The organism is Streptomyces corallincola (assembly GCF_019104725.1).
In the GTDB taxonomy this organism is placed as follows: Bacteria; Actinomycetota; Actinomycetes; order Streptomycetales; family Streptomycetaceae; genus Streptomyces; species Streptomyces corallincola.
In genome coordinates, this window is sequence record NZ_JAHRXF010000008.1 from 143630 (window position 1) to 164357 (window position 20728).

Annotated in this window: 18 protein-coding genes, 1 tRNA gene and 1 riboswitch; of the genes, 9 read left to right on the top strand and 10 right to left on the bottom strand. The window is 69.9% G+C overall.

What is annotated here, in order from left to right:
* Positions 1-699: 699 nt before the first annotated feature.
* The gene (locus KUM39_RS08560; RefSeq protein WP_246619828.1) at positions 700-3444 is read left to right on the top strand and encodes a transglycosylase domain-containing protein; all 2745 of its coding nucleotides are present in this window, start codon (positions 700-702) and stop codon (positions 3442-3444) included.
* A 200-nt stretch (positions 3445-3644) separates the two neighbouring features.
* On the opposite strand, the gene KUM39_RS08565 is transcribed toward KUM39_RS08560, so the two are convergent.
* The 3 genes from KUM39_RS08565 to KUM39_RS08575 all read right to left on the bottom strand — a co-directional run bounded on the left by KUM39_RS08565 (position 3645) and on the right by KUM39_RS08575 (position 4868).
* A complete protein-coding gene (locus tag KUM39_RS08565; protein WP_217784865.1) occupies positions 3645-3935 on the bottom strand; it encodes a DMT family transporter in 291 nt (96 codons plus the stop codon).
* 30 nt (positions 3936-3965) lie between these two features.
* A riboswitch (guanidine-III (ykkC-III) riboswitch) is annotated at positions 3966-4028 on the bottom strand.
* A 109-nt stretch (positions 4029-4137) separates the two neighbouring features.
* Positions 4138-4497, bottom strand: coding sequence for a GroES family chaperonin (locus tag KUM39_RS08570; RefSeq protein ID WP_217784829.1), 360 nt, complete (start codon positions 4495-4497; stop codon positions 4138-4140).
* 41 nt (positions 4498-4538) lie between these two features.
* Positions 4539-4868 carry a DUF3618 domain-containing protein gene (locus KUM39_RS08575; RefSeq protein ID WP_217784830.1) on the bottom strand — a complete coding sequence of 110 codons (330 nt, stop codon included), beginning with the start codon at positions 4866-4868 and terminating at the stop codon, positions 4539-4541.
* A gap of 93 nt (positions 4869-4961) precedes the next feature.
* Here KUM39_RS08575 and bcp point away from each other — a divergent pair, with 93 nt between their 5' ends.
* Both bcp and KUM39_RS08585 read left to right on the top strand, forming a co-directional pair.
* Positions 4962-5429, top strand: a complete 468-nt coding sequence (gene bcp / locus KUM39_RS08580) for a thioredoxin-dependent thiol peroxidase (protein WP_217784831.1) — start codon at positions 4962-4964, stop codon at positions 5427-5429.
* 225 nt (positions 5430-5654) lie between these two features.
* Positions 5655-5729, top strand: a tRNA-Leu gene (locus KUM39_RS08585).
* Between the two features lie 75 nt (positions 5730-5804).
* Here KUM39_RS08585 and rdgB read toward each other — a convergent pair.
* From rdgB to KUM39_RS08600, 3 genes are all read right to left on the bottom strand, one after another.
* Positions 5805-6407: an RdgB/HAM1 family non-canonical purine NTP pyrophosphatase gene (rdgB, locus tag KUM39_RS08590; RefSeq protein ID WP_217784832.1), complete on the bottom strand. Its 603-nt coding sequence runs from the start codon at positions 6405-6407 to the stop codon at positions 5805-5807.
* A gap of 128 nt (positions 6408-6535) precedes the next feature.
* Positions 6536-8098 carry an MFS transporter gene (locus KUM39_RS08595; RefSeq protein ID WP_217784833.1) on the bottom strand — a complete coding sequence of 521 codons (1563 nt, stop codon included), beginning with the start codon at positions 8096-8098 and terminating at the stop codon, positions 6536-6538.
* Between the two features lie 238 nt (positions 8099-8336).
* Positions 8337-9722, bottom strand: a complete 1386-nt coding sequence (locus tag KUM39_RS08600) for a DUF445 domain-containing protein (protein ID WP_372455726.1) — start codon at positions 9720-9722, stop codon at positions 8337-8339.
* A gap of 164 nt (positions 9723-9886) precedes the next feature.
* On the opposite strand from KUM39_RS08600, the gene KUM39_RS08605 reads away from it, so the two are divergent.
* Complete coding sequence (locus KUM39_RS08605) at positions 9887-11227, top strand: SGNH/GDSL hydrolase family protein (protein WP_217784835.1); 1341 nt, start codon at positions 9887-9889, stop codon at positions 11225-11227.
* Positions 11228-11251: 24 nt separating this feature from the next.
* On the opposite strand, the gene KUM39_RS08610 is transcribed toward KUM39_RS08605, so the two are convergent.
* The gene (locus KUM39_RS08610) at positions 11252-11554 is read right to left on the bottom strand and encodes a hypothetical protein (protein ID WP_217784836.1); all 303 of its coding nucleotides are present in this window, start codon (positions 11552-11554) and stop codon (positions 11252-11254) included.
* A 348-nt stretch (positions 11555-11902) separates the two neighbouring features.
* Here KUM39_RS08610 and KUM39_RS08615 point away from each other — a divergent pair, with 348 nt between their 5' ends.
* Complete coding sequence (locus KUM39_RS08615) at positions 11903-12343, top strand: DUF2267 domain-containing protein (protein ID WP_217784837.1); 441 nt, start codon at positions 11903-11905, stop codon at positions 12341-12343.
* A gap of 92 nt (positions 12344-12435) precedes the next feature.
* On the opposite strand, the gene KUM39_RS08620 is transcribed toward KUM39_RS08615, so the two are convergent.
* Complete coding sequence (locus tag KUM39_RS08620; RefSeq protein ID WP_217784838.1) at positions 12436-13353, bottom strand: hypothetical protein; 918 nt, start codon at positions 13351-13353, stop codon at positions 12436-12438.
* Positions 13354-13740: 387 nt separating this feature from the next.
* On the opposite strand from KUM39_RS08620, the gene KUM39_RS08625 reads away from it, so the two are divergent.
* The 4 genes from KUM39_RS08625 (at position 13741) to KUM39_RS08640 (ending at position 19259) form a co-directional block, all read left to right on the top strand.
* Positions 13741-14439, top strand: coding sequence for a KpnI family restriction enzyme N-terminal domain-containing protein (locus tag KUM39_RS08625; protein WP_217784839.1), 699 nt, complete (start codon positions 13741-13743; stop codon positions 14437-14439).
* Between the two features lie 56 nt (positions 14440-14495).
* Positions 14496-15929, top strand: coding sequence for a ParB N-terminal domain-containing protein (locus KUM39_RS08630; protein WP_217784840.1), 1434 nt, complete (start codon positions 14496-14498; stop codon positions 15927-15929).
* A complete protein-coding gene (locus KUM39_RS08635) occupies positions 15926-17743 on the top strand; it encodes a DEAD/DEAH box helicase (RefSeq protein ID WP_217784841.1) in 1818 nt (605 codons plus the stop codon). Before KUM39_RS08630 ends, KUM39_RS08635 begins: the two co-directional genes overlap by 4 nt.
* 166 nt (positions 17744-17909) lie before the next feature.
* A complete protein-coding gene (locus KUM39_RS08640) occupies positions 17910-19259 on the top strand; it encodes a DNA cytosine methyltransferase (RefSeq protein ID WP_217784842.1) in 1350 nt (449 codons plus the stop codon).
* Here the strand turns inward: KUM39_RS08640 and KUM39_RS08645 are convergent.
* Positions 19188-19679, bottom strand: a complete 492-nt coding sequence (locus KUM39_RS08645; RefSeq protein ID WP_308288085.1) for a very short patch repair endonuclease — start codon at positions 19677-19679, stop codon at positions 19188-19190. The two genes, KUM39_RS08640 and KUM39_RS08645, sit on opposite strands and share 72 nt — an antisense overlap.
* The gene (locus KUM39_RS08650; protein WP_217784843.1) at positions 19676-20704 is read right to left on the bottom strand and encodes a hypothetical protein; all 1029 of its coding nucleotides are present in this window, start codon (positions 20702-20704) and stop codon (positions 19676-19678) included. The genes KUM39_RS08645 and KUM39_RS08650 overlap by 4 nt, the downstream gene beginning before the upstream one ends.
* Positions 20705-20728: the final 24 nt, after the last annotated feature.

The following is a 20728-nucleotide window of genomic DNA, read 5'->3' on the forward strand; positions in this document are numbered from 1 at the left end:
ACCCCGCCCGCCGCCGACGCCGAGAACACTCGTAAGGGGGGTGTCGAGGGGCGCCCCGTTGACGCGAAGGTGCCGCCGCAGGCAGCGCCTCGCGGGCCCGGCCCCGGGTCGGAGGCACCGGGCACGTCCGGCACGTCCTCCGCCACCTCCGGTTCCTCCGGTTCCGAGGCCGACCCCGGTGCGGCCCGTGCCGCCCGGCGGGCCGCGATGGCCGCCCAGTTGGGGAGCCAGGGGCAGCCCGGGCGGAAGGACGAGGCCCGGGGCGGAGCCGGGGCGGACACCGCGTCCGGCGCCAAGTCCGTTGCCCAGGAAGCCGATTCCGCCGGGGAACCGGCCGCGAAGGACGCCGAGGGCAACCCGCGCGCGGCCCGACGCGCCGCGCTGGCCGCCCAGTTGGGCGGTACGGAGACCACGGCCACGCCGAGCTCCGGTGCGGGCGGCACGGGCGGTGCGGGCGTACCGGCCCAGGCGTCCGGGGCGGGGGAGCGGCCCGCGGGTGCGCAGGGGGCGCGGAAGCAGCCCGCGGGGAAGCCTGCGGGGGAGTCCGCCGGGAAGCCCGCCGGGCAGACCTCGGGGAACGCGGCGCCCGCCGCCAGCCCCACCCCGGCGGTCAAGGCGGCCGACCCCGCCAAGCCCGCCGTCCCCGCCCCGGCCGCCGGGCCGAGCGCTCTCGCCGAGGGCGCCGACAGCACCCAGGTCCTGCGCCGGGTCAACGCGCCCCGCGCGCCCAAGGACGCCGCCACGCAGGCGACGCGGGCAGCCGGGGCCGCCGAGGCAGCCGAGAGCACGCAGGTGCTCCGCCGGGCCAACGCGCCGCGCGAGCCGGAGCAGCCGAAGCAGGGGCAGGCGAAGCAGTGGCAGGCGAACCCGGGGCAGCCGAAGCCGGGCGAGTCCGGAGGGGAGCGGCCCCAGCAGGGTCGGCCCCAGCCGGGGCGCCCGGGTCCCACCGGCGCGACCACCTCCGCGTCCGGTGCGGCGGGCGTGACCGCCCCGATTCCGCGCACCCCCACCCCCGTACCGCCCGCGAGCGGTAACCCCTCCGGCCCGGCGGGTCCCTCGGGTCCCACCGGCCCCGGTGGCGGAGGCGGCGGGAACGGGGACGGCAGCGGCGGCGGAGACGGCAAGAAGCCCAAGAAGCGCAAGCGCACCGGCTGGCGCCGTCTGTTGCCCACCTGGCGCATGCTGCTGGGCACCGCCGTACTCGGCGTACTCGCCGTGATCGGCCTGTTCTTCGTCGGCTACTCGATGGTGCAGATCCCGTCCGCCAACGCCCTCGCCATCAAGCAGGGCAACGTCTACCTCTACGCCGACGGTTCCCAGCTCGCCCGCGACGGCGAGATCAACCGCGAGATCGTCTCCCTGGCGCAGATGTCCAAGGCCGCCCAGCACGCCGTACTGGCCGCCGAGGACCGGGACTTCTACACCGAGTCCGCCATCGATCCCAAGGCGATGCTCCGCGCCGGATGGAACACGGCCACCGGCAAGGGCAAGCAGTCCGGCTCGACCATCACCCAGCAGTACGTCAAGAACTACTACCTGGCCCAGGAGCAGACGGTCACCCGCAAGGCCAAGGAGTTCTTCATCTCGGTCAAGCTCGACCGCACCAAGTCGAAGAACGACATCCTGGCGGGCTACCTCAACACCAGCTACTTCGGCCGCAACGCGTACGGCATCCAGGCCGCCGCCCAGGCGTACTACGGCGTGGACGCCACCGACCTCGACCCGGCCCGCGCCGCCTACCTCGCCGCACTGGTCAACGCGCCCAGCGAGTACGACGTCGTCGCGCACCCGGAGAACAAGCCCGCCGCCCTCGCCCGCTGGAACTACGTGCTGGACGGCATGGTCAAGAAGGGCTGGCTCGCCGAGTCCGAGCGGCAGGGCATGAAGTTCCCGATGCCGAAGGAGCAGACGGTCTCCACCGGGCTCTCCGGGCAGCGCGGCTATCTGGTCGAGGCGGTCAAGGACTACCTGACCGAGCACAAGATCCTCACCCGCGAGGAGCTCCAGCGCGGCGGCTACCGCATCACGACGACGTTCGACCGGAACAAGCAGAACGCCTTCGAGAAGGCCGTCAACGACCAGCTGATCTCCAAGCTGGACAAGAAGAACCGCAAGGCCGACACCTACGTCCGCGCGGGCGGCGCCTCCGTCGATCCCCGGACCGGCAAGGTCGTCGCCATCTACGGCGGCATCGACTACGTGAAGCAGTACACCAACGGCGCGACCCGCGGTGACTTCCAGGTCGGCTCCACCTTCAAGCCGTTCGTCTTCACCTCCGCCGTGCAGAACTCCTCCACCACGCAGGACGGCCGCCCGATCACCCCGACCACGTACTACGACGGCACCAGCAGCCGCCCCGTGAAGGGCTGGAGCGGCGGGCCGTACGCCCCGGAGAACGAGGACGAGAAGTCGTACGGCCAGATCACCGTCAGCAAGGCGACCGACCTGTCGGTGAACTCGGTGTACGCCCAGATGGCCGTGGACGTCGGCCCCGCGAAGGTCAGGAAGACCGCGGTGGACCTCGGCATCCCCGAGGACACCAAGGACCTCCAGCCGTACCCGTCCATCGCGCTCGGCACCGCCAACGCCAGCGTGCTGGACATGGCGGAGGCGTACGCCACCCTCGCCAACCACGGTGAGCACGGCACGTACACCATGATCGACAAGATCACGAAGGACGGCACCGACGTCATCAGGCTGCCCGGCCGCGACACCCGGCAGGCCGTGAGCCGTGAGGCCGCCGACACCACCACCTCGGTGCTGCGCAGCGTCGTGCAGAGCGGTACGGCCATCGCCGCGCAGGCGGCCGGCCGTCCGGCGGCCGGTAAGACCGGTACGGCGGAGGAGGACACGGCCGCCTGGTTCGCGGGCTACACCCCGGACCTCGCCACCGTGGTCTCCGTCATGGGCCAGGACCCGGTCACCGCGCAGCACAAGTCGCTCTACAACGCGCTCGGCGTGCCCCGGATGAACGGTGGCGGCCCGCCCACCGCCATCTGGGCGCAGTACACCCGCGCCGCGCTGAAGGGGAAGCCGGTCGCCGACTTCGACCTCCAGCTCATGCCGGACGCCGACAAGCCCCAGCAGCCCACCGGCGACCCGTCCGCCCCGCCCGCCACTCCCGGCGACGGCGGTACGACCACCACCGGCGGCCAGACCGACGGCGCCCCCAGCGGCACCCCGACCGACGGCACGGCCGGTACCCCCGGCGACGGCGGCGCCACCAACGGCGGTACGCCCCCCGACGGGGGCGCCACCACGGACGGCGGCACCACCACCGGCACGACGGGCGGCACCCCGGGCGGCGGCACGGCCGACGGCGGTGCCACCGGCACCCCGGGCGGCGCGGCCACCGGCGGCGGCACTCCCGGCGGCGCCGCCGGGGGAGGCCCCGCGGGCGGCGGCACGGCGGGGACGAGCCCGATCGGCGGGACGTTCCCATAGCGCCGGGGTCCGGCACGGTGCGCGGATGACCGGGCCGGACGACCGCGTCCGCACGACCGCGTACGGATGACCAGGTACGGATGACCAGGTACGGATGAAGGCCCGCCGGGGTCGGGGTCCCTGTTTCCAGGGCTTCCTTCCGGCGGGCCTTCGCCGTGCACGGGCGCGGGCGCCGCGAGGCGGGATTGTGGAGCCAGGCCCTAATGGCCCCCGGTCGCCTTCAGTCCCACCACGGCGACCAGCAGCAGGCACACGAAGAAGATCCGGGCCGCCGTGACCGGCTCGCCCAGCACGACCATGCCCAGAACGGCGGCCCCGGCCGCGCCGATGCCGACCCACACCCCGTACGCCGTACCGATGGGCAGGGAGCGGGCCGCGTACGACAGCAGCAGCATGCTGGCGACGATCCCGGCGCCGGTCAGCACGCTGGGGACGGGACGGGTGAAACCCTCGCTGTACTTCACACCTCCGGGACCGGGGCTCCCCGGGATTTCCCTGGGAGTCCCTCGGGACTTCTCTGGGGTGCGTCGTCTTTGCGGGGCCCGGTACGGCGCGTCTCGTCGGGTATCCGGCCGACGGTAGCAAGGGGACGGCCGGGGCGGGAGCGGGGCGGGAACGGGAACGGCGAAGGGGCCGGTGACGATGGTCACCGGCCCCTTCGCGGCCGTTCGGGTCCCGCTGTGGTGATCCGGGTCAGAGATAGAGCCCGGTGGAGTCCTCGGCGCCCTCGAACCGGTCGGCGGCCACCGCGTGCAGGTCGCGCTCACGCATCAGGACGTACGCCACACCCCGCACCTCGACCTCGGCCCGGTCCTCCGGGTCGTACAGGACCCGGTCGCCGGTCTCGACGGTGCGGACGTTCTGGCCCACGGCCACGACCTCCGCCCAGGCCAGCCGCCGCCCGACCGCCGCCGTGGCGGGGATCAGGATGCCGCCGCCCGAGCGGCGCTCGCCCTCCCCGGAGTCCTGCTTGACCAGAACCCGGTCGTGCAGCATCCGGATGGGCAGCTTGTCGTGCTGCGGGTCGTTGTGCTCGTTCCTCTTGGCGCTCACGCCTCGAACCTACCTGCCCCGCGCCCGCCCGTACGACCCGGTCAGCCCCGGCGCCTGCGCGCACCCAGGGCGAGCAGGCCCACGACCCCGACCACGACGAGCGCGGCCGGAACCACCCGCTCCAGGCGGGGCGAGCCCTGGTCGTCCACGAACTGCGCCCTGACGTCACTCACCACCCGGTTGACCTGCACGTATGCCCGGCCGACCGTGTGATCGACGTTGGCGACGACCTTGGCCTTGGCGTCTCCGACGATCGTCCTGGGGTGCACCCGCACCCCGATCTCGTCGAGCGTCTCGGCCAGCACGTCGCGGCGGCGCTTGATGTCCGCCTCGATCTGCGCCGCTGTCCTGGTGTCCGACGTGTCCGCCACCGTACGGCCTCCGAAGTCTGCTGATGTCTGTCCTGGACAGTCTGTCAGTTCCCGGCCGCGCCGCACCTCAACGCCCCCCGTTACGCTGGACCGATGAGCGAGCGACTCCAGCCCGGCGACGTGGCCCCCGCCTTCACCCTCCCCGACGCCGACGGCAAGCAGGTGTCCCTGTCGGACCACAAGGGCCGCAAGGTCATCGTCTACTTCTACCCCGCCGCCCTCACCCCCGGCTGCACCAAGCAGGCGTGCGACTTCACCGACAACCTGGAACTCCTGGCAGGCGCGGGCTACGACGTCATCGGCATCTCCCCCGACCAGCCCGAGAAGCTCGCCAAGTTCCGCGACACCGAGTCCCTGAGGATCACCCTCCTCGCCGACCCCGACCACCACACCCTCGACGCCTACGCCGCCTACGGCGAGAAGAAGAACTACGGCCGCACCTACCAGGGCGTCATCCGCTCCACCGTCGTCGTGGACGAACACGGCAAGGTGGAACGAGCCCTCTACAACGTCCGCGCCACGGGCCACGTCGCCAAGATCATCAAGGATCTGGGCATCTGACCCGTCTGCCTGCCCGTCTGTCTGCCCCTGCCCGCCCCCGACCGTACGGGGTGCGGGCGGGCGCCCCGTACGCGACCACCCGGCACGTGCTGTGCCGTCGCGGACCGGACCGCAGGCACCCCGCCGGTCGGGCCGGGCCCGGGCGCCGGGCCGCCGTCACCGGTACGCGGTGCCGAGGAGGGCGTCGCCGGTCGGACGGTGACCAGTAGAGTGGGTGCCCGCTGAGGGCCCGTATCCCAGCTGGCTAGAGGATGCCGGTTTAGGTCCGGTATGTCGTGGGTTCGAGTCCCACCGGGCCCACAGAGGGAGAGACCTCGCACCGAAGACCAAAGGTGCGGGGTCTTTCCGTGCGCCGGTCTCCTCGCTCCGCGCCGGTCAGCCCAGCAACTCCCGCACCACCGGTATCAGTGCGCGGAACGCCTTGCCCCGGTGGCTTATCGCGTTCTTCTCGGGCGGGGTGAGTTCGGCGCAGGTGCGGGTGTCGCCGTCGGGCTGGAGGATCGGGTCGTAGCCGAAGCCGTGGGTGCCGGTGGGTTCGGTGCGGAGGGTGCCGGTGAGGCGGCCCTCGACCACGCGTTCGGTGCCGTCGGGCAGGGCCAGGGCCGCCGCGCAGGCGAAGTGGGCGGCCCGGTGTTCGGGGGCGATGTCGGAGAGCTGGGCGAGCAGCAGATCGAGGTTGGCCCGGTCGTCGCCGTGCCGGCCCGCCCAGCGGGCGGAGAAGATGCCGGGGGAGCCGTTCAGCACGTCCACGCAGAGACCGGAGTCGTCGGCCACCGCGGGCAGGCCGGTCGCCCGGGCCAGCGCGTGCGCCTTCAGCAGCGCGTTCTCCGCGAAGGTCACCCCGGTCTCCTTGACGTCCGGCACCTCGGGGAAGGCGTCGGCGCCCACCAGCTCGTGGGGGAGACCGGCGTTGGCCAGGATGGCCCTCAGCTCGGTGATCTTTCCGGCGTTGCGTGTGGCGAGAATCAGGCGGGTCATGGAGTCAGTATTCCCGGTGCGGGTCCCCCGCATCTCGGGGATGTCCCTGGTCCGCCCCTGATCCATGCCGGAGGCGGATCTCATGGTTCTCCCCGAGGCAGCCCGGCTGCCCCGGGGAGAACCGTGGCCTACGGCAGGCCCGCCGCCGGGGGCAGGGGCGGACCGCCGGGGCCCGTGTCGGGGTCGGGGCGGGTCGCCTTCGCCGCCTGGCGGGCCTTCCCGGCCACCGCCGTCAGCGGACGCGCGATGTCCTCCAGGGACCGCCGCTCCGCGTTCACCGCGAGGAACGCGGCCACCAGACCCGCCGCGCACATCAGACCCGCGCCGATCGAGAACGCCAGCGCGGTGTCCCCGACCCGCCCGCTGCCGGTGAGGTCCGCGAAGATCAGCGGGCCGCTGATGCCACCGGCGGCCGTACCGATGGCGTAGAAGAAGGCGATGGACATCGCCCGCGTCTCCATCGGGAAGATCTCCGACACCGTGAGGTACGCGCTGGACGCGCCCGCCGAGGCGAAGAACAGCACCACGCACCAGCACGCCGTCAGCGTGGTCGCGCTCAGCGCACCCCGGTCGAACAGCCACGCCGTACCGAACAGCAGCAGCCCGGACAGCAGGTACGTCGAGGAGATCATCACCCGCCGCCCGACCGTGTCGAACAGCTTGCCCAGCAGCAGCGGGCCGAAGAAGTTGCCGACCGCGATCACCGCGAAGTAGTAGCCGGTGTGGTCGGACGGCACCTTGTAGAACGTCGTCAGGATCGCGCCGAAGCCGAAGGTGATGGCGTTGTAGAGGAACGCCTGCCCGATGAACAGGGAGAATCCGAGCACCGCCCGCTTGCGGTACTGCCCGAACACCGTCGCCGCGATCTCCCGGAACGTGATGCTCTTCCGCTGCTCGATCTCCAGCTCGCCCCGCGGCTCCGCCAGCGGCTCGCTCCGCTCCGCAGCGATCCGCCGCTCGATCCCGCCGACGATCTCCTCCGCCTCCGCGTCCCGCCCGTGGATCAGCAGCCACCTCGGACTCTCGGGCACATGCCGTCGCACCAGGAGGATCACCAGGGCGAGTACGGCACCCAGCGCGAACGTCAGCCGCCAGCCGAGGTCCGCCGCGATCAGATCCGTGTTCAGCGCGACGATCGACAGCAGCGAACCGCCCACCGCGCCCAGCCAGAAGCTGCCGTTGATGATCAGGTCCACCCGGCCCCGGTAGTCCGCCGGGATCAGCTCGTCGATCGCGGAGTTGATCGCCGCGTACTCGCCGCCGATGCCGAAGCCCGTCAGGAACCGGAACAGCAGGAACCACCAGGGCGCGAAGGACACAGCCGTCAGCGCGGTCGCCGCGAGATAGACCACCAGGGTGATCATGAAGAGGTGCTTGCGGCCGAAGCGGTCGGTCAGGCGCCCCCAGAACAGCGCTCCCACGCAGGCGCCCGCGACGTACAGCGCGGCGGCCAGGCCCGTGACCTGGCCCGAGGAGATGTCCAGGCCGCTGCCCGGTTCGGAGAGGCGGCCCGCGATGTTGCCGACGACCGTGACCTCAAGGCCGTCCAGAATCCATACGGTGCCGAGGCCGATCACCACGGTCCAGTGCCAGCGGGACCACGGGAGGCGGTCCAGTCTTGCCGGGATGTCGGTCGTGATCGTCCTGGTCCGGACCGGGTCGTTCGGTCGGCCGGTGTGCGGTGTGCTCATGGACTCCCCTCCACGTCGAGGAACGGGGGGCGGGTGCCCGCGTCTGCGTCGAGTAGGCGGTGGGTTCATGATCCGGGGGGTTGGAGGGGTGTGCGAGGCGTGGGAGTTTTTCGTGGCATCCGGGGGCGGTTTCACCACCGCCCCAACCCCCAAGGCGCCCCCACCCGGAGGTTTACGCGCCTCTGCTCACTTAAGCCGTGCCGAACACCCCCACTGTCCCCGCCCCCTTTACTGCCCCTCAGCCCCCGAACCCCCGGGAGATGGCGAAGATCGCCAGCCCCGCCAGTGACCCCACCACGGTTCCGTTGATGCGGATGAATTGGAGGTCGCGGCCGATGTGGGCCTCGATCTTGCGGGTGGTGTGTTCGGCGTCCCAGCCGGCGACGGTGTCGGTGATGAGGGAGGTGATCTCGTCGCGGTAGGTGGTGACGACGTAGACGGCGGCGCTCTCGACCCAGCCGTCCACCTTGCCCTGCATGGGGGACTCACCGGCGAGGCGCTGCCCGAGGGAGAGGAGGGCGGCGCGGACGCGGAGGCGGAGTTCGCTGCGTTCGTCGTCGGCGGCGGTGACGATCATGGAGCGTACGGCCGTCCAGGTGGAGGCGATGAGGTCCTGGACCTCGCCCCGCCCGAGGACCTCGCGCTTGAGGCGTTCCACCCGCGCCCGCGTCTCCGAGTCGGACTGGAGGTCGGCGGCGAAGTCGGTGAGGAAGCGGTCGAGGGCACCGCGCGCGGGATGGGCGGGCATGTCGCGCATCTCGGTGACGAAGCGGAGCAGCTCCTTGTAGACGCGCTCGCCGACCCGCTTGTCCACGAAACGCGGCGTCCAGCCGGGCGCGCCGCCCTCCACGGCGACCATCACATCGCCCCGGTGCAGCACCAGCCAGTCGTGCGCGCGGCTCACCACGAGGTCCACCACCCGCCGGTGCCCGCCGTCGGCCACCACCCGCTCCAGCAGCTTGCCGAGACCGGGCGCGATCTCCTGCGCGTCGGCCCGCCGGGTGATCGCCTCGCCCACGACGGCCTGCACATCGGAGTCGCGCAGCACGGTCAGCGCCCCGCGCAGCGCGGTCGCCAGCTCCCGCGTGACCCGGTCCGCGTGCTCCGGTTCGGCCAGCCAGGTGCCGAGCCGCCCGCCGATGCCGACGGCGCGCAGCCGCTGCCGTACGACGTCGCCGGAGAGGAAGTTCTCCCCGACGAACTCGCCCAGCGAGACCCCGAGCTGGTCCTTCTTGGTCGGAATGATCGCCGTGTGCGGGATGGGCAGCCCCAGCGGGTGCCGGAACAGCGCGGTCACCGCGAACCAGTCCGCGAGCGCGCCCACCATGCCCGCCTCGGCGGCGGCGGCCACGTACCGTGCCCAGGTGCCCGCGCCCTGGTGCGAGGCGACCGTGGCGAGCACGTAGACCACGGCGACGAGCAGCAGCAGCCCGGTCGCCGTCAGCTTCATCCGCCGTACCCCGCGCCGCCGTTCCTCGTCGGCCGGGGTGAAGGCGTTCATGGTCCGGTACGACGGGCCGGTCCGCGCCGCATTCCCCGTACCCGTACCCGTGCCCGTACCCGCACTCGTGCCCGCCGTCCTGCTGCGTTCCATCTGCTCCACCCGTTCGGTGATCCCGCACACAATTGTCCCTTCCCGACCGACTTACGGAACGGAAGAGAAGTTCCCGGCGTCTGACTGTCCGGAAGTTCCGGCAGGGACCTGTCAGCTTCCTCCCCTCGTGCCACATCATGGGGGACACCGGATCGGAGCCCGCGCTCCCGTCTTCCGAGGAGAAGAACGCCAGCATGACCAAGCGTCATGGTTATGCCGTCCTGAGTGCCCTGGTCGCACTCGTCGTGGCGCTGTCCGCCGCCATATACGTGTCGGCCCGCGCCGACGACGGCTCACCCCACCGCGGCACGCCCGCCGCCGCCGAACGGCCGCACCGCGACTCCTCCGTCGCCCCGGCCTCCGCCGGGACCTGGGTCGGCGGCTGGGCCACCGCCCCGGTCGGCGGTGAGCCCGGCACCGAGGCCGAGGGCCTGGCCGGCCGCTCGGTCCGCAACGTCGTCCACACCGGTGTCGGCGGCACGGGTGCCCGGATCACGCTGTCCAACCTCTACGGCCAGTCGCCGCTGACGATCTCGCACGCCTCGCTGGCGGTCGCGGCCTCCCCGAACTCGCCCACGGCGGTGACGGGCAGCATGCGGCGCCTCACCTTCGGCGGCGCGTCCGGCACGGTGATACCCGCGGGCGGCCAGGTCGTCAGCGACGCGGTCCGCCTCACGGTCCCGCGTGCCACGGACATGCTGGTCACCACGTACTCCCCGACCCCGTCCGGCCCGGTCACCTACCACCCGCGCGCCCGCCAGATGTCGTACGTCGCCGACGGCGACCGCACCGAGGACGCGACCGGCACGCCGTACACCCAGCAGACGCCGTACTGGCGCTACGTGACCGCCCTCGACGTGCTGAGCAACGAGGCGACCGGTACGGCCGTGATCTTCGGCGACTCCATCACCGACGGCGTCACCTCGACGATCGGCGCCAACCGGCGCTGGCCGGACGTGCTGTCCGGGCGGCTGCGCGCGGCGCTCGCGGGCGGGGCGGCGCTGCCCCACTACGCGGTGGTCAACGAGGGCATCAGCGGCAACCAGGTCCTCGCGGACGGCCTCGGCCGCCCCGCCGAGAACCAGAGCGGCATCGGCCGCTTCGGCCGGGACGTGCTCTCCCGGACCGACGTCAAGGTCGTCGTCATCGACCTCGGCGTCAACGACATCCTGCGCAACCCGCGCCTCGCGGACCCCGACCGCATCGTCGGCGGCCTGCGCACCCTGGTCCGCGACGCCCACGCCCACGGGCTGCGGGTCGTCGGCGCGACCCTGATGCCGTTCGGCGGGCACCTCGGCTCGACCCCGGCGCGCGAGGGCGTACGGGAACGGGTGAACGCCGAGATCCGCACCGGGCACGTCTTCGACGCGTACGTGGACTTCGACAAGGCCCTCCGCGACCCGACCGACGTCCACCGCCTGAGCCCGCGCTACGACTCCGGCGACCATCTCCACCCCAGTGACCGCGGGTTCCAGGAGATGGCGGACGTCTTCGACCTGGAGTCGCTGAAGGGCGCGGGGCAGGCGGAGCTGTAGGAGCCGTCGCGCGCGGGCACGGTCTCAGGCGCGGCGGTCGGCGACGGCCCAGGAGGCGAGGGCGACGGCCCCGGCGACGCCGAGGACGGACGGCCAGGCGCCGACCTTCTTGGCGAGCGGGTGCGAGGCGCCGAAGGCGACGACATAGGCGCCGGTCAGCACCTGGGCGGCGGTGCCGCCCGCGCGCCGACGCCACTGAAGATGCGCGGCGGCCCCGGCCACGGCCAGCACCGCCCCGCCCCACTCCCGCCTCCCGCTCCACCGCGCGACACCGTACCCACCGACGAGTCCGCCCGCGGCGACGAGTGAGCTGGGTACTTCGGCCATGAATGTCTCCTCTGCTGTGCGTGTACGAGCTTCGTGCGGCTTCGTACGGAGTGGAGGCTAGCCCGCCGGGACGCGGCCGGGTCGGCGACCCCGGGTGTCCTGGAGGGGAGGGCGGTGAGGGGATGCCGGTGGCGGGGGAGAGGTGACGGGGACGGTGACGGCGGCCGAACGAGTCACCGGAACCCGAAGCGCGCGACCCCGCTCCATGTCGCACTTTGGCCCAACTCCGGCTCATGCGGGCCGGATTACGGGGTACGGGCCCTTCCGGTGTGCAGAAGGCCACCGCTCAAGGCCACCGCTCAAGGCCCCAAGGTCGGCGGCCCCGCAGCCCCGGAGAAGGAGTTCCCGATGACCGTGACGACCCCGCACCCCAGACTCGCCGCGCCCGCACTCGGCTGGCCCGAGCTGACGGAAGCGGTGCGCGAGGCGGGCCGCTACGAGACGGCCCCGGAGGCGGAACAGATCACCCGCACCGTCCTCTCCGCCCTCGGCACCCAGGTCACCGGCGAGGAACGCGTCTCCCTGGCCCAGTCCCTCCCCCACGAGGCCGCCCTCCTGATCGCCGCGGAGATCCCCTCCACCACCCCGCTGACAGCCCGCGAGTTCGTGGAGTCCGTCGCGGCCCGCCTCCCCGACACCACCCCCGCCACCGCCCGCTGGCACACCACCTCAGTCCTCACCACCCTCTCCACCCACCTCCCCACCCCCTTGACCGCAGCCCTGCTCACCCAACTTCCGAGCGGCTACGCGTTCCTGTTCGGCCGAGCAGAACTGGCCGCACCGGCCTGACAGGGTCCGGAACCACGTGGCACCGCCGTCTCTGTTCTCTGGCTCTGGACGGTGGCGTTTGCCTGCTCTGCGCGGGGAAAGGCGGCCGGCCGCTACCGCAGGGACGCCCGCAGAAGCGTGCCGGCCTCGTTAGCCGCGCCCGCGTCGTGCAGCGCGGCAGAAGCCACGATGACGCGCGCGGCGCTCTCGTCGCGTCCGTAGACGTGGATGAGGTTGTCCGCGAGCAAGTCCTGCTTCTCCGCTCTTAGTTCGAGGATGAGCAGGGCGGTCTCGACCGGGGTCAGAAGCTCCGTGGCGGTCCGCCGTACGGTGTTGAACGCTTCGTCGGCTCTGCCCGCCCTGTTCAGGGCCGCCGCCTGGGCCGCCACTTGCTTTGCCGTGGCCAAAGGCTTGTTGTTCCGCTGCCGGTCCCCCGTCTGATGGGGGACCGGCAGCGGAGTAACGGTTTCCGGACGCCGACGAGCGTCGGCCCGACGGGTCCGCAGAGCGGCGTTCTTCCTCTTCAGTACCCGTACTTTGCCGTTCATGAGCTGCGCGTACTTCCTCGCCGACGAGAGCTGCCGCTCGCACTCATGGCAGGAGAGGCATGTTCCGCCGGGCTCGCCCCGCTGCTCTGGCAGTTCGCCTCTGCGTTCGCGGACCGCGAGCCTGTGCAGATCCAGCAGATCCGCCAGGGTGATGCCGACCTCTTTGCCAGCGGCGACGGCATCCGCCTCCGCCGCTTCGTGGAGAGCGCGCAAAAAGGGCGCTTTGGGAACTCTAATGTCGGAGAGATAGCGGGACAAGGAGGATGAATCGGAGTTAAAACGGTCCGCCGCCTCTTGCTGGCTGGGCATGTCGTGCGTCATTGCCCTGGAATTGCCGTCCTCATGCCGTCGCAGCAGGACGAACAAGGAGTGGAGTGCCAACGCCAGCTGCCGTTTCCGCGGAGGAATCGATTCCGGGATGGGCTTATCCAGCCAGGAGCGCCTGCGCGACGCCGCCCGGCCATCTGCCGTGGTCGATGCCATGAAGTCTCTCGTCCCCCTATGGGCCAGTAAGTCCCGATTGGTGCAGGTCATAGCTGGTGTGTGCTCGACTTCATTGTGCATCAGTTGACCTGTTCTCCAGTCCTGCGATTGCTCACCAGTTTCCTTGCTTTCAAAAAGCAGAATTGCTTTTCCGTAAGCAAGTCGCCGCTTTAACTTGCTTGACCCGAGCAAGTCCTGAAGATGGAGAATCGGGCTGGACATGTGAGGCACTCGTGGTGTGAGCTTTTCCGTGAGCCGCTGTGTAGTGGGGGGACTGCGAAGCCCGTACGCATCTCCGTTCGGATAGAGCGCGGGATGTGTCCGCTTCGCATGCTGACGGTGTACCCGCTTGGCATGTGTCAGTGAAATACTCGGAGGTATTGCCGCATGGAGCAGATCCCGTCCTACCAGGACGAGAAGTTCGGCAGCATGGTGCGGGGCGCGCTGTGGCTGCTGACGGAGGTGGGCGAGGGAGAGGTCTTCACCAAGTCGCAGCTGCGGGAGGCATTCCCGGAGGTCGCCCAGATTGACCGCCGTCTGCGTGACCTGCGTGACCACGGCTGGCGTATCGATACGAGCCGCGATGACCCGTCCCTGCTCCAGCAGGAACAGCGTTTCGTGACCCGCGGTGCCGACGTGTGGATCCCCGGCAGGTCCAAGGCGCCCAAGCACAAGGCGAGTCTGACCGACACCCAGCGGGCCAAGGTGCTCAGGGATGACAACTTCCTGTGCAGGTCGTGCGGTGTCGGGGCCGGCGAGGCATACGAGGGCAGCGGTGGTATCGACCTGGCCAAGCTGAATGTAGCCCGCCGTAAGGTGATGCGTTCTGGCGAGGCGGAGTACCAGCTCATCACCGAATGCAAGCGCTGCGGTTCTGGCGGAGGCAAGGAGCGCGAGGTTGACCTGGACATGTTGCAGGAACTCGTAGAGGCCCTTGCCCCTCTGGAACAGAGCCTCCTGGCGAAGTGGATCGAGGCGGACCAGCGCACCTTCCACCCACTGGAGAAGGTGTGGGGCATCTACCGGTCCCTGCCCGCGGATTCGCGTGCCGAGCTGGCGCGGACCCTGGATGAGACGGCTCGCTGACCGGGTTCCGGCAGCCAAGCGGGACAGGACCGGCAGCACAAAGGGAGGGAAGAGTCATGGTGAGGGAGTTTCCGCCGCCGCCGCGTGCGGAGCAGTTCAGCGACCTGATCAAGAAGAGGCTTGATGAGGTGAAGGAGTCGGGAGGCACCCGGGAGACGGTCACCGTTGACTGGAACGGGCAGCAGATCCATGTCGATGTCATCGACCTGCCGCTGGGCGGTCTGTATCTGAACCCCGGCACGCACCGCATCCGCGCGCAGCGGTCGCACAAACCGGACCAGGACGAGAACCTGGACAGGGACCCCTTCGGCGAGAAGGGGCAGGAGTATCTGAGCGCCCTGCTCATGGCCCGGCCCGCCAACCCGGACCTGCGCGACCCTGATTTCGACAAGCTGAAGGACGACCTGCAGCAGTTCGGCCAGAACGATCCCGGTCTCGTCACCCACCACGGTGTCCTGGTCAACGGCAATACGCGCGCCGTCGCCCTGCGCAAACTCGGCCAGCAGACCATGCGGGTGGGTGTGCTCCCGTCGTCGTTCACGCAGGCTGACGTCGATGCCGTCGAGCTGGCCCTCCAGCTCCGCCAGGACCAGCGCCGTGACTACTCCTACATCAACCGTCTCCTGGCGATGGAGGAGCAGGCAGCGCTCGGCCGCACGCCGGAACAGATCGCCAGAGAGTTCCGCATCCGGACGGCGACTTATCACCAGGAGCGCTGGATTCTCAGCGTTATCAAGGATCTGAACGACCGCAGCGCGAGCGGCGGGGGCATCGCGCTGCGGCTTGTTGACTGGGAGGGTGCCCAGGAGCGGCTCAAGGAGCTTCAGCGCCTGTACGTGAGGCTGGAGAGCCTGGACCGGGACCAGGCCGAGATCCTCAAGGAATGGCGGCTGGCCGCCATCCTCATGGACTTCTCCAAGACGGACGTCCGGCACATCGACGAGGTGTTCCTGCAAGCGGGTTACCTGGGGAAGGAACTCCCAGGAGAGCTGGCGCAGGGAGAGTCCGCCGCCCCGGCCGTGGCCGTCTCCATCCCCGGACTGGGGCTGGAAGTGCCGGCGGCCACGTCCGCGGTGTCCGCTGCCCGTGAGCTGAACGACCGCATCCTGCGCGCTGCCGCCACCGTCCGTAACATGGCCGCCGCACTGCCCGACAGTGAGAAAGCCCAGGCCCAGGCGCTCCTCGACAACGCCAAGGGCGCCTTCGACCGCGCGATCGACAGTCACGGCCGGGACGCGCGTGTCCGCAAGCGGAAGCAGCTCGCTCCGGCCCGGCTCGCAGACGCCTGCGCCAATATCGATCAGTGCGTCGTGGAACTCGTCCAGGCCCGGACCTCCAACAGCCTTGACGAGGAAGCCTTCGACGACGCGGTGGTGAAGCTCCAGAACAGTCTGCGCAAGCTCGCTCAGCAGGCCGGCCGTGGCATTCCGAATCCCGGTGACGGGGTCACCTGGCTGCTCGCCGCCGCTGTCGCCGAGGGGGCTCAGTGACGGAAACGTCTCTGCTGCTTGGTCTCGACGACTCGCGCACGCGTGTGGTCCTGCGGACCACCGAGCGCTACCGTCAGGATCTCGTTGAGCTGGCTGCCCGGTTCCGCAGCGGCGGCCAGCTTGGCACGCTGTCCGCCTCCGTGGCGCTGGACGATCTTCTCGCTGACCTGAGTGTGCTCAGCGGATGGCCCGACCACCAGGGCGTTCAGTGGGCACCCGAACTCCAGAGGCTCGTCACGGGAGTTGTCCAGGACGCCCGGCGGGTCGGGGAGCGGCTGTCCGGCACCGAGGTGCCAGGCGAAGTCGCCCCGGATGATGTGCCGGGGATGCTCGGTGACGACTGGAAGGCCGACCTCAACGAGTTCCAGCGCCGGGACATCGCCAAGCTCCTGTCTCTGGGGCATGGGGCGAACTTCAGTGTGCCCGGCGCCGGCAAGACCCGGACCGCACTCGCCGTCTACGCTGCCCAGCGCGCCGCGGGCAACGCCACCCGGCTGCTGGTCGTATGCCCCAAGTCCGCTTACGAGTCATGGAGTTACGAGACAGGGGGCAGTTTCACCTATCCCCTGCGCACGCATGTGCTGGAAGGCCCCCTGGACCAGTGGGCGGAGGTACTGATCGTCAACTACGAGCGGCTGGACCGATCGCTGCCCCTGCTCGCCAGCTGGCTCAGGGCCGCACCCTCAATGATCATTCTGGACGAGGCGCACCGGATGAAGCTGGGAGCCCGTGGTACGTACGGCGCCGCGTGCATGGCGCTGGGGCCGCTGGCCGAACGTCGTCTGATTCTCACGGGCACGCCGGCGCCGAACGGATCCAAGGACCTGGAGAACCTCCTGGGCTTCGTCTGGCCGGGGCACGGGCAGCGCGCGGTGACCAGGGCCGTGGCCGGCGGCGATCTGGCCTACGCCAGCCAGGTGCTCAGACCGCTGTTCACCCGTACGACCAAGCAGGAACTCGGTCTGCCGCCCATGACCCTGCGCATGCGGTACCTGGACATGCCCGACCTGCACGCGGAGATCTACAGCTCGCTGGTGGGCGGCATGTCCGCTGGCACCACCCGCGAAGACCTCAGCTCTCTGGGCAAGACCGCGCTCCGGCTGCTGATGGCGGCCACCAGTCCGGCCCTGTTGCTGGAGGGAGCCACCAAGTACGAACCTCTCGCCTACCAGTTGCCGCCGCTGGAGATTCCCTCCGGCAGCTCCCTGTACTTCCTGATGCAGAACCTTCCGGACTACGAACTGTCGCCCAAGTACAAGGAAACGCTGGCCATCGTCGCTGAGAACGCGGCACAGGGCCGGAAGACGCTGGTCTGGACGACTTTCGTGCGCAGCCTGACCACACTGGCCCAGATGCTGGAGAAGTACGGGCCTGCCGTGGTGTACGGCGGGACACCCGACCGGGAGGAACAACTCCGCCGGTTCCGGGAGGATCCCAGCTGCATGGTATTGATCTCGAACCCGGCGACCCTGGGTGAGGGAATCAGCCTCCACCATGTCTGTCACGACGCCGTCTATGTGGACAGGGACTTCATGGCCGGCCGCTACCTCCAGAGCCTGGACCGTATCCACCGGCTCGGGCTGGCGCCGGGCACGGAGACAAGGGTTACCGTGCTCGCGGCGCGCAAGACCATCGACGAGGTGGTCGAGGTGCGGATGGACCAGAAACTTGAGTTCATGGGCAAGATCCTGGACGACCCCACAGTCCAGCAGCTTGCTGACCTTGAGGAAGAACCTTCGGTGGCGGCGGGGCTGGCACCTGGTGATATTGAGGCACTGTTGCGTCATATGGGCAGGCCGGGGGTCGGCCGGTGAGCGACATCACATAGTTCTTGAGCGGTTCCTGCCTCAGTTCTGGCCCGGACACTGGTCAGGGCCGGGGTGATGGGACACTCGTGGGTGTCGTGTGCTTAAGAGTCAGCAAGTGATCAAGACTCCTGAGCGCGGGCATCTGTTGCGAGTCAACCCTGGAAGGAACGCTATGAGCGCCAGCGGTCGTGAGCGTCCGCGCTTTGCCCGGCCACTGACCTCGGTCGAGATCTGTGCCGGCGCGGGCGGACAAGCCGTTGGACTGCACAACGCGGGCTTTGACCATCTTGACCTCGTGGAGTGGGACCAGCACGCGGTGGCCACTCTGCGGGCGAATGTGGCGGGATGGCCTGGGTGGGGACGGGAGCGTGCTGATGAGCTTCGCCCTGGGGATGTGAAGGAATTTCTGAGTTCTGAGACCAGTTGCCTCCCCGCGAAACGAGGCGATCTGGGTCTGCTCGCAGGCGGCGTGCCCTGCCCCCCCTTCTCTCTTGCGGGCAAGCAATTGGGCAGCGATGACGAGCGTGACCTTTTCCCTGATGCTTTGGATATTATTGAGAAGCTTCTCCCTGAAGCGGTCATGATCGAAAATGTCCGGGGCATTCTGGAACCCCCGGAAGTATTCATTGACTATCGCAGGGAAATTCTCAAAAAACTGAGGGACTGGGAGTATGAAGTCCCTGAGATCAAAGAAAACTGGTCTGCTCGGGAGCAGGACCGCGCCATGCGCAAGGTGTGGCGGCGGGTCGATGCCAGTAATTTTGGTGTTCCCCAACTGCGGCCTCGCGCTATTCTAGTTGCTATTCGGAAGGATAAGTCCAAGCAGTCTCCGCATGGGTTTGTATGGCCAACGGCACTCAAGGGCAAGCAAGCAACAGTCCTTTCCGAGCTGTTCGCCAGTATGGAGGCCCGCTGCCGCCCATTCTGGAAAACCAACCAGTTCGGCCAGCCGCCCAAACCGGGCGAGCGGACCGGCGAGCAGGTGTTCAATGAGTGGCTGCGCAAGGCGACTGAGGCGGACGCTCTCGGCAAGGGCATCGCTCCTACCCTGGTAGGGGGGTCTCGGAAGCATGGAGGTGCGGACCTTGGCCCCACTAGGGCAAAGCGTGCCTGGCAGGTGCTGGGCGTGGATGGAATGGGCATCGCCAACGACCCTGAAACATGTGTTCCGGAAAGGGACCTCTTCCGCCCCGCTGGCCCCATGCTGACGGTTGAGCAGGCAGCGATTATCCAGGGATTTCCAGCGGACTGGCAGTTCCAGGGCCGGAAAACAGCCCGGTACCGTCAGGTTGGAAATGCTTTTCCGCCGCCTGTGGCAGAAGCGATTGGCCGCGCCATCGCAGCCGTTCTGCGGCCGGAATCTCGTGAGAGTTTTCTACGTGACTACGAGATCGACGCCGATGGTGCGGTGCCGGAGAAGTACGAACCGGAGCAGATCGCATTTCCGGTGTCAGTCATCAACCCTGCTGCGGGCCCGGCGGAGTCGCACCGTAGTGGCAATCGTCTCCGCGCAAGTGTCTGACGGCTCGTGCTCCCAGAAGCGGAGCACGAGCCACCCAGCTTCTTTCAAGTGCTGGTCGGTATCCCGGTCCCGCTCCACATTGCGGACTACCTTTTCCGACCAGTAGCCGGAGTTCGTTTTCGGCGGGACGTAATGCTCCGGGCAGCCATGCCAATAGCAGCCGTCGATGAAAACAGCCACCTTCGCCGGGCGGAAGACGAGATCCGCCGTCCGGCGAAGGCCGGGCAGAGGACGAGCGGCGACGCGGTACCGCAGGCCCTTGGCATGGACGAGCCGCCGGATCAGCTTCTCCGGCTTGGTGTCGCGGCTGCGGATGGCCTGCATGTTGCGCCGACGCGCCGCTGACGAGGCCCAGGAACCCTCGGGAGCTGTCCACAGCGGGTCTTCAGACACGTCATCGGCCTGGTCTCGCGGCGTCACCCGCCATGACAGTCCGCGTACGCCTCCTCCGTCCCGCACCAGCACTCCGCCCCCCGCTGCGGCGGCCACGCCACCGCTCGGCCTCGGGCCGCGAGGGTGGTGGCGTACTGGGGGAGGAGGGTGGGGTCCTGGGGGGAGGCGGCTTCGGAGGCGGCGAAGGCTTCGTAGGAGGGGACGGTGCCGGTGACGATGCCGAGGTTGGGGGTGCCGGAGGCGGAGAGTTCGCGGAGGCTGGACTCTATGGTCGTGAGGTGCTCGGGGTGGGACGGGTATTCGGTCGCCAGGTCCGGGTAGGCCGCGAGGAGTTCGGTGAGTTCGGCGGCCGGCCAGTGGAGGACGGCGACCGGGAAGGGGCGGGACAGCGCCTCGCGGTAGGCGCCGAGTTCCGCGCGGAGGCGGGAGATCTCGGCCGCCAGCTCGGCGGGGTTGTCGGAGCCGAGGGACCACACCCGCTTCGGGTCGTGCAGCTCGTCCAGCGAGACCGGGGCCGCCGGGGAGAGCCGGGCCTCGTGCAGCGCGTCCGCCAGGGTGTCCTGCTCGTCGTGCGGGCGGCCCAGCATGCGGCGCACCCGGTGGCGGCCGTAGAGCAGCGGGTAGGTGGCGCGCGGCGGCTCCGCCACCCCGGCCAGCAGCAGCGACGCCCCCTCCGAGAACGTCTCCTCCGCCGCCTCCAGCTCGTCGTGCGACTCCAGCGACTCCGCCACGATCACCCACGGCGCCGGGTCGCGGGGGGCCGACAGCCGTACGCCGTCGATGATCGCCCGCGCCTCCGCCTCGTGCCCGTACTCCCACAGGTTCGACGCCTTCAGGGCGCGGACCAGGGACGGGTTCTCCAGCGTGGCGGGCTGGGTCAGCAGGCGGTCGTAGAGCGTCGTCGCGGCCGGGCGGTCGCCGGACAGCTCCAGGTGGGCCGCGGCGCGCAACAGCAGGGCTTCGGCGTCCTCGGGGTACAGATCGGCGGTCCGTTCCAGACGGGCCGCCTCGGCCAGATGATCGACGTTCTCGGCAGGCGTGTCGGGGCGCATGGGGGACACCGTACTGCCGGGCGC

Coding starts and splice junctions, on each gene's coding strand:
- KUM39_RS08615 (WP_217784837.1), top strand. CDS start 11,903: ATGACCGTGACGACCCCGCACCCCAGACTCGCCGCGCCCGCACTCGGC.
- KUM39_RS08630 (WP_217784840.1), top strand. CDS start 14,496: ATGGTGAGGGAGTTTCCGCCGCCGCCGCGTGCGGAGCAGTTCAGCGAC.
- KUM39_RS08605 (WP_217784835.1), top strand. CDS start 9,887: ATGACCAAGCGTCATGGTTATGCCGTCCTGAGTGCCCTGGTCGCACTC.
- KUM39_RS08640 (WP_217784842.1), top strand. CDS start 17,910: ATGAGCGCCAGCGGTCGTGAGCGTCCGCGCTTTGCCCGGCCACTGACC.
- KUM39_RS08620 (WP_217784838.1), bottom strand. CDS start 13,353: ATGGCATCGACCACGGCAGATGGCCGGGCGGCGTCGCGCAGGCGCTCC.
- bcp (WP_217784831.1), top strand. CDS start 4,962: ATGAGCGAGCGACTCCAGCCCGGCGACGTGGCCCCCGCCTTCACCCTC.
- KUM39_RS08625 (WP_217784839.1), top strand. CDS start 13,741: ATGGAGCAGATCCCGTCCTACCAGGACGAGAAGTTCGGCAGCATGGTG.
- KUM39_RS08610 (WP_217784836.1), bottom strand. CDS start 11,554: ATGGCCGAAGTACCCAGCTCACTCGTCGCCGCGGGCGGACTCGTCGGT.
- rdgB (WP_217784832.1), bottom strand. CDS start 6,407: ATGACCCGCCTGATTCTCGCCACACGCAACGCCGGAAAGATCACCGAG.
- KUM39_RS08650 (WP_217784843.1), bottom strand. CDS start 20,704: ATGCGCCCCGACACGCCTGCCGAGAACGTCGATCATCTGGCCGAGGCG.
- KUM39_RS08595 (WP_217784833.1), bottom strand. CDS start 8,098: ATGAGCACACCGCACACCGGCCGACCGAACGACCCGGTCCGGACCAGG.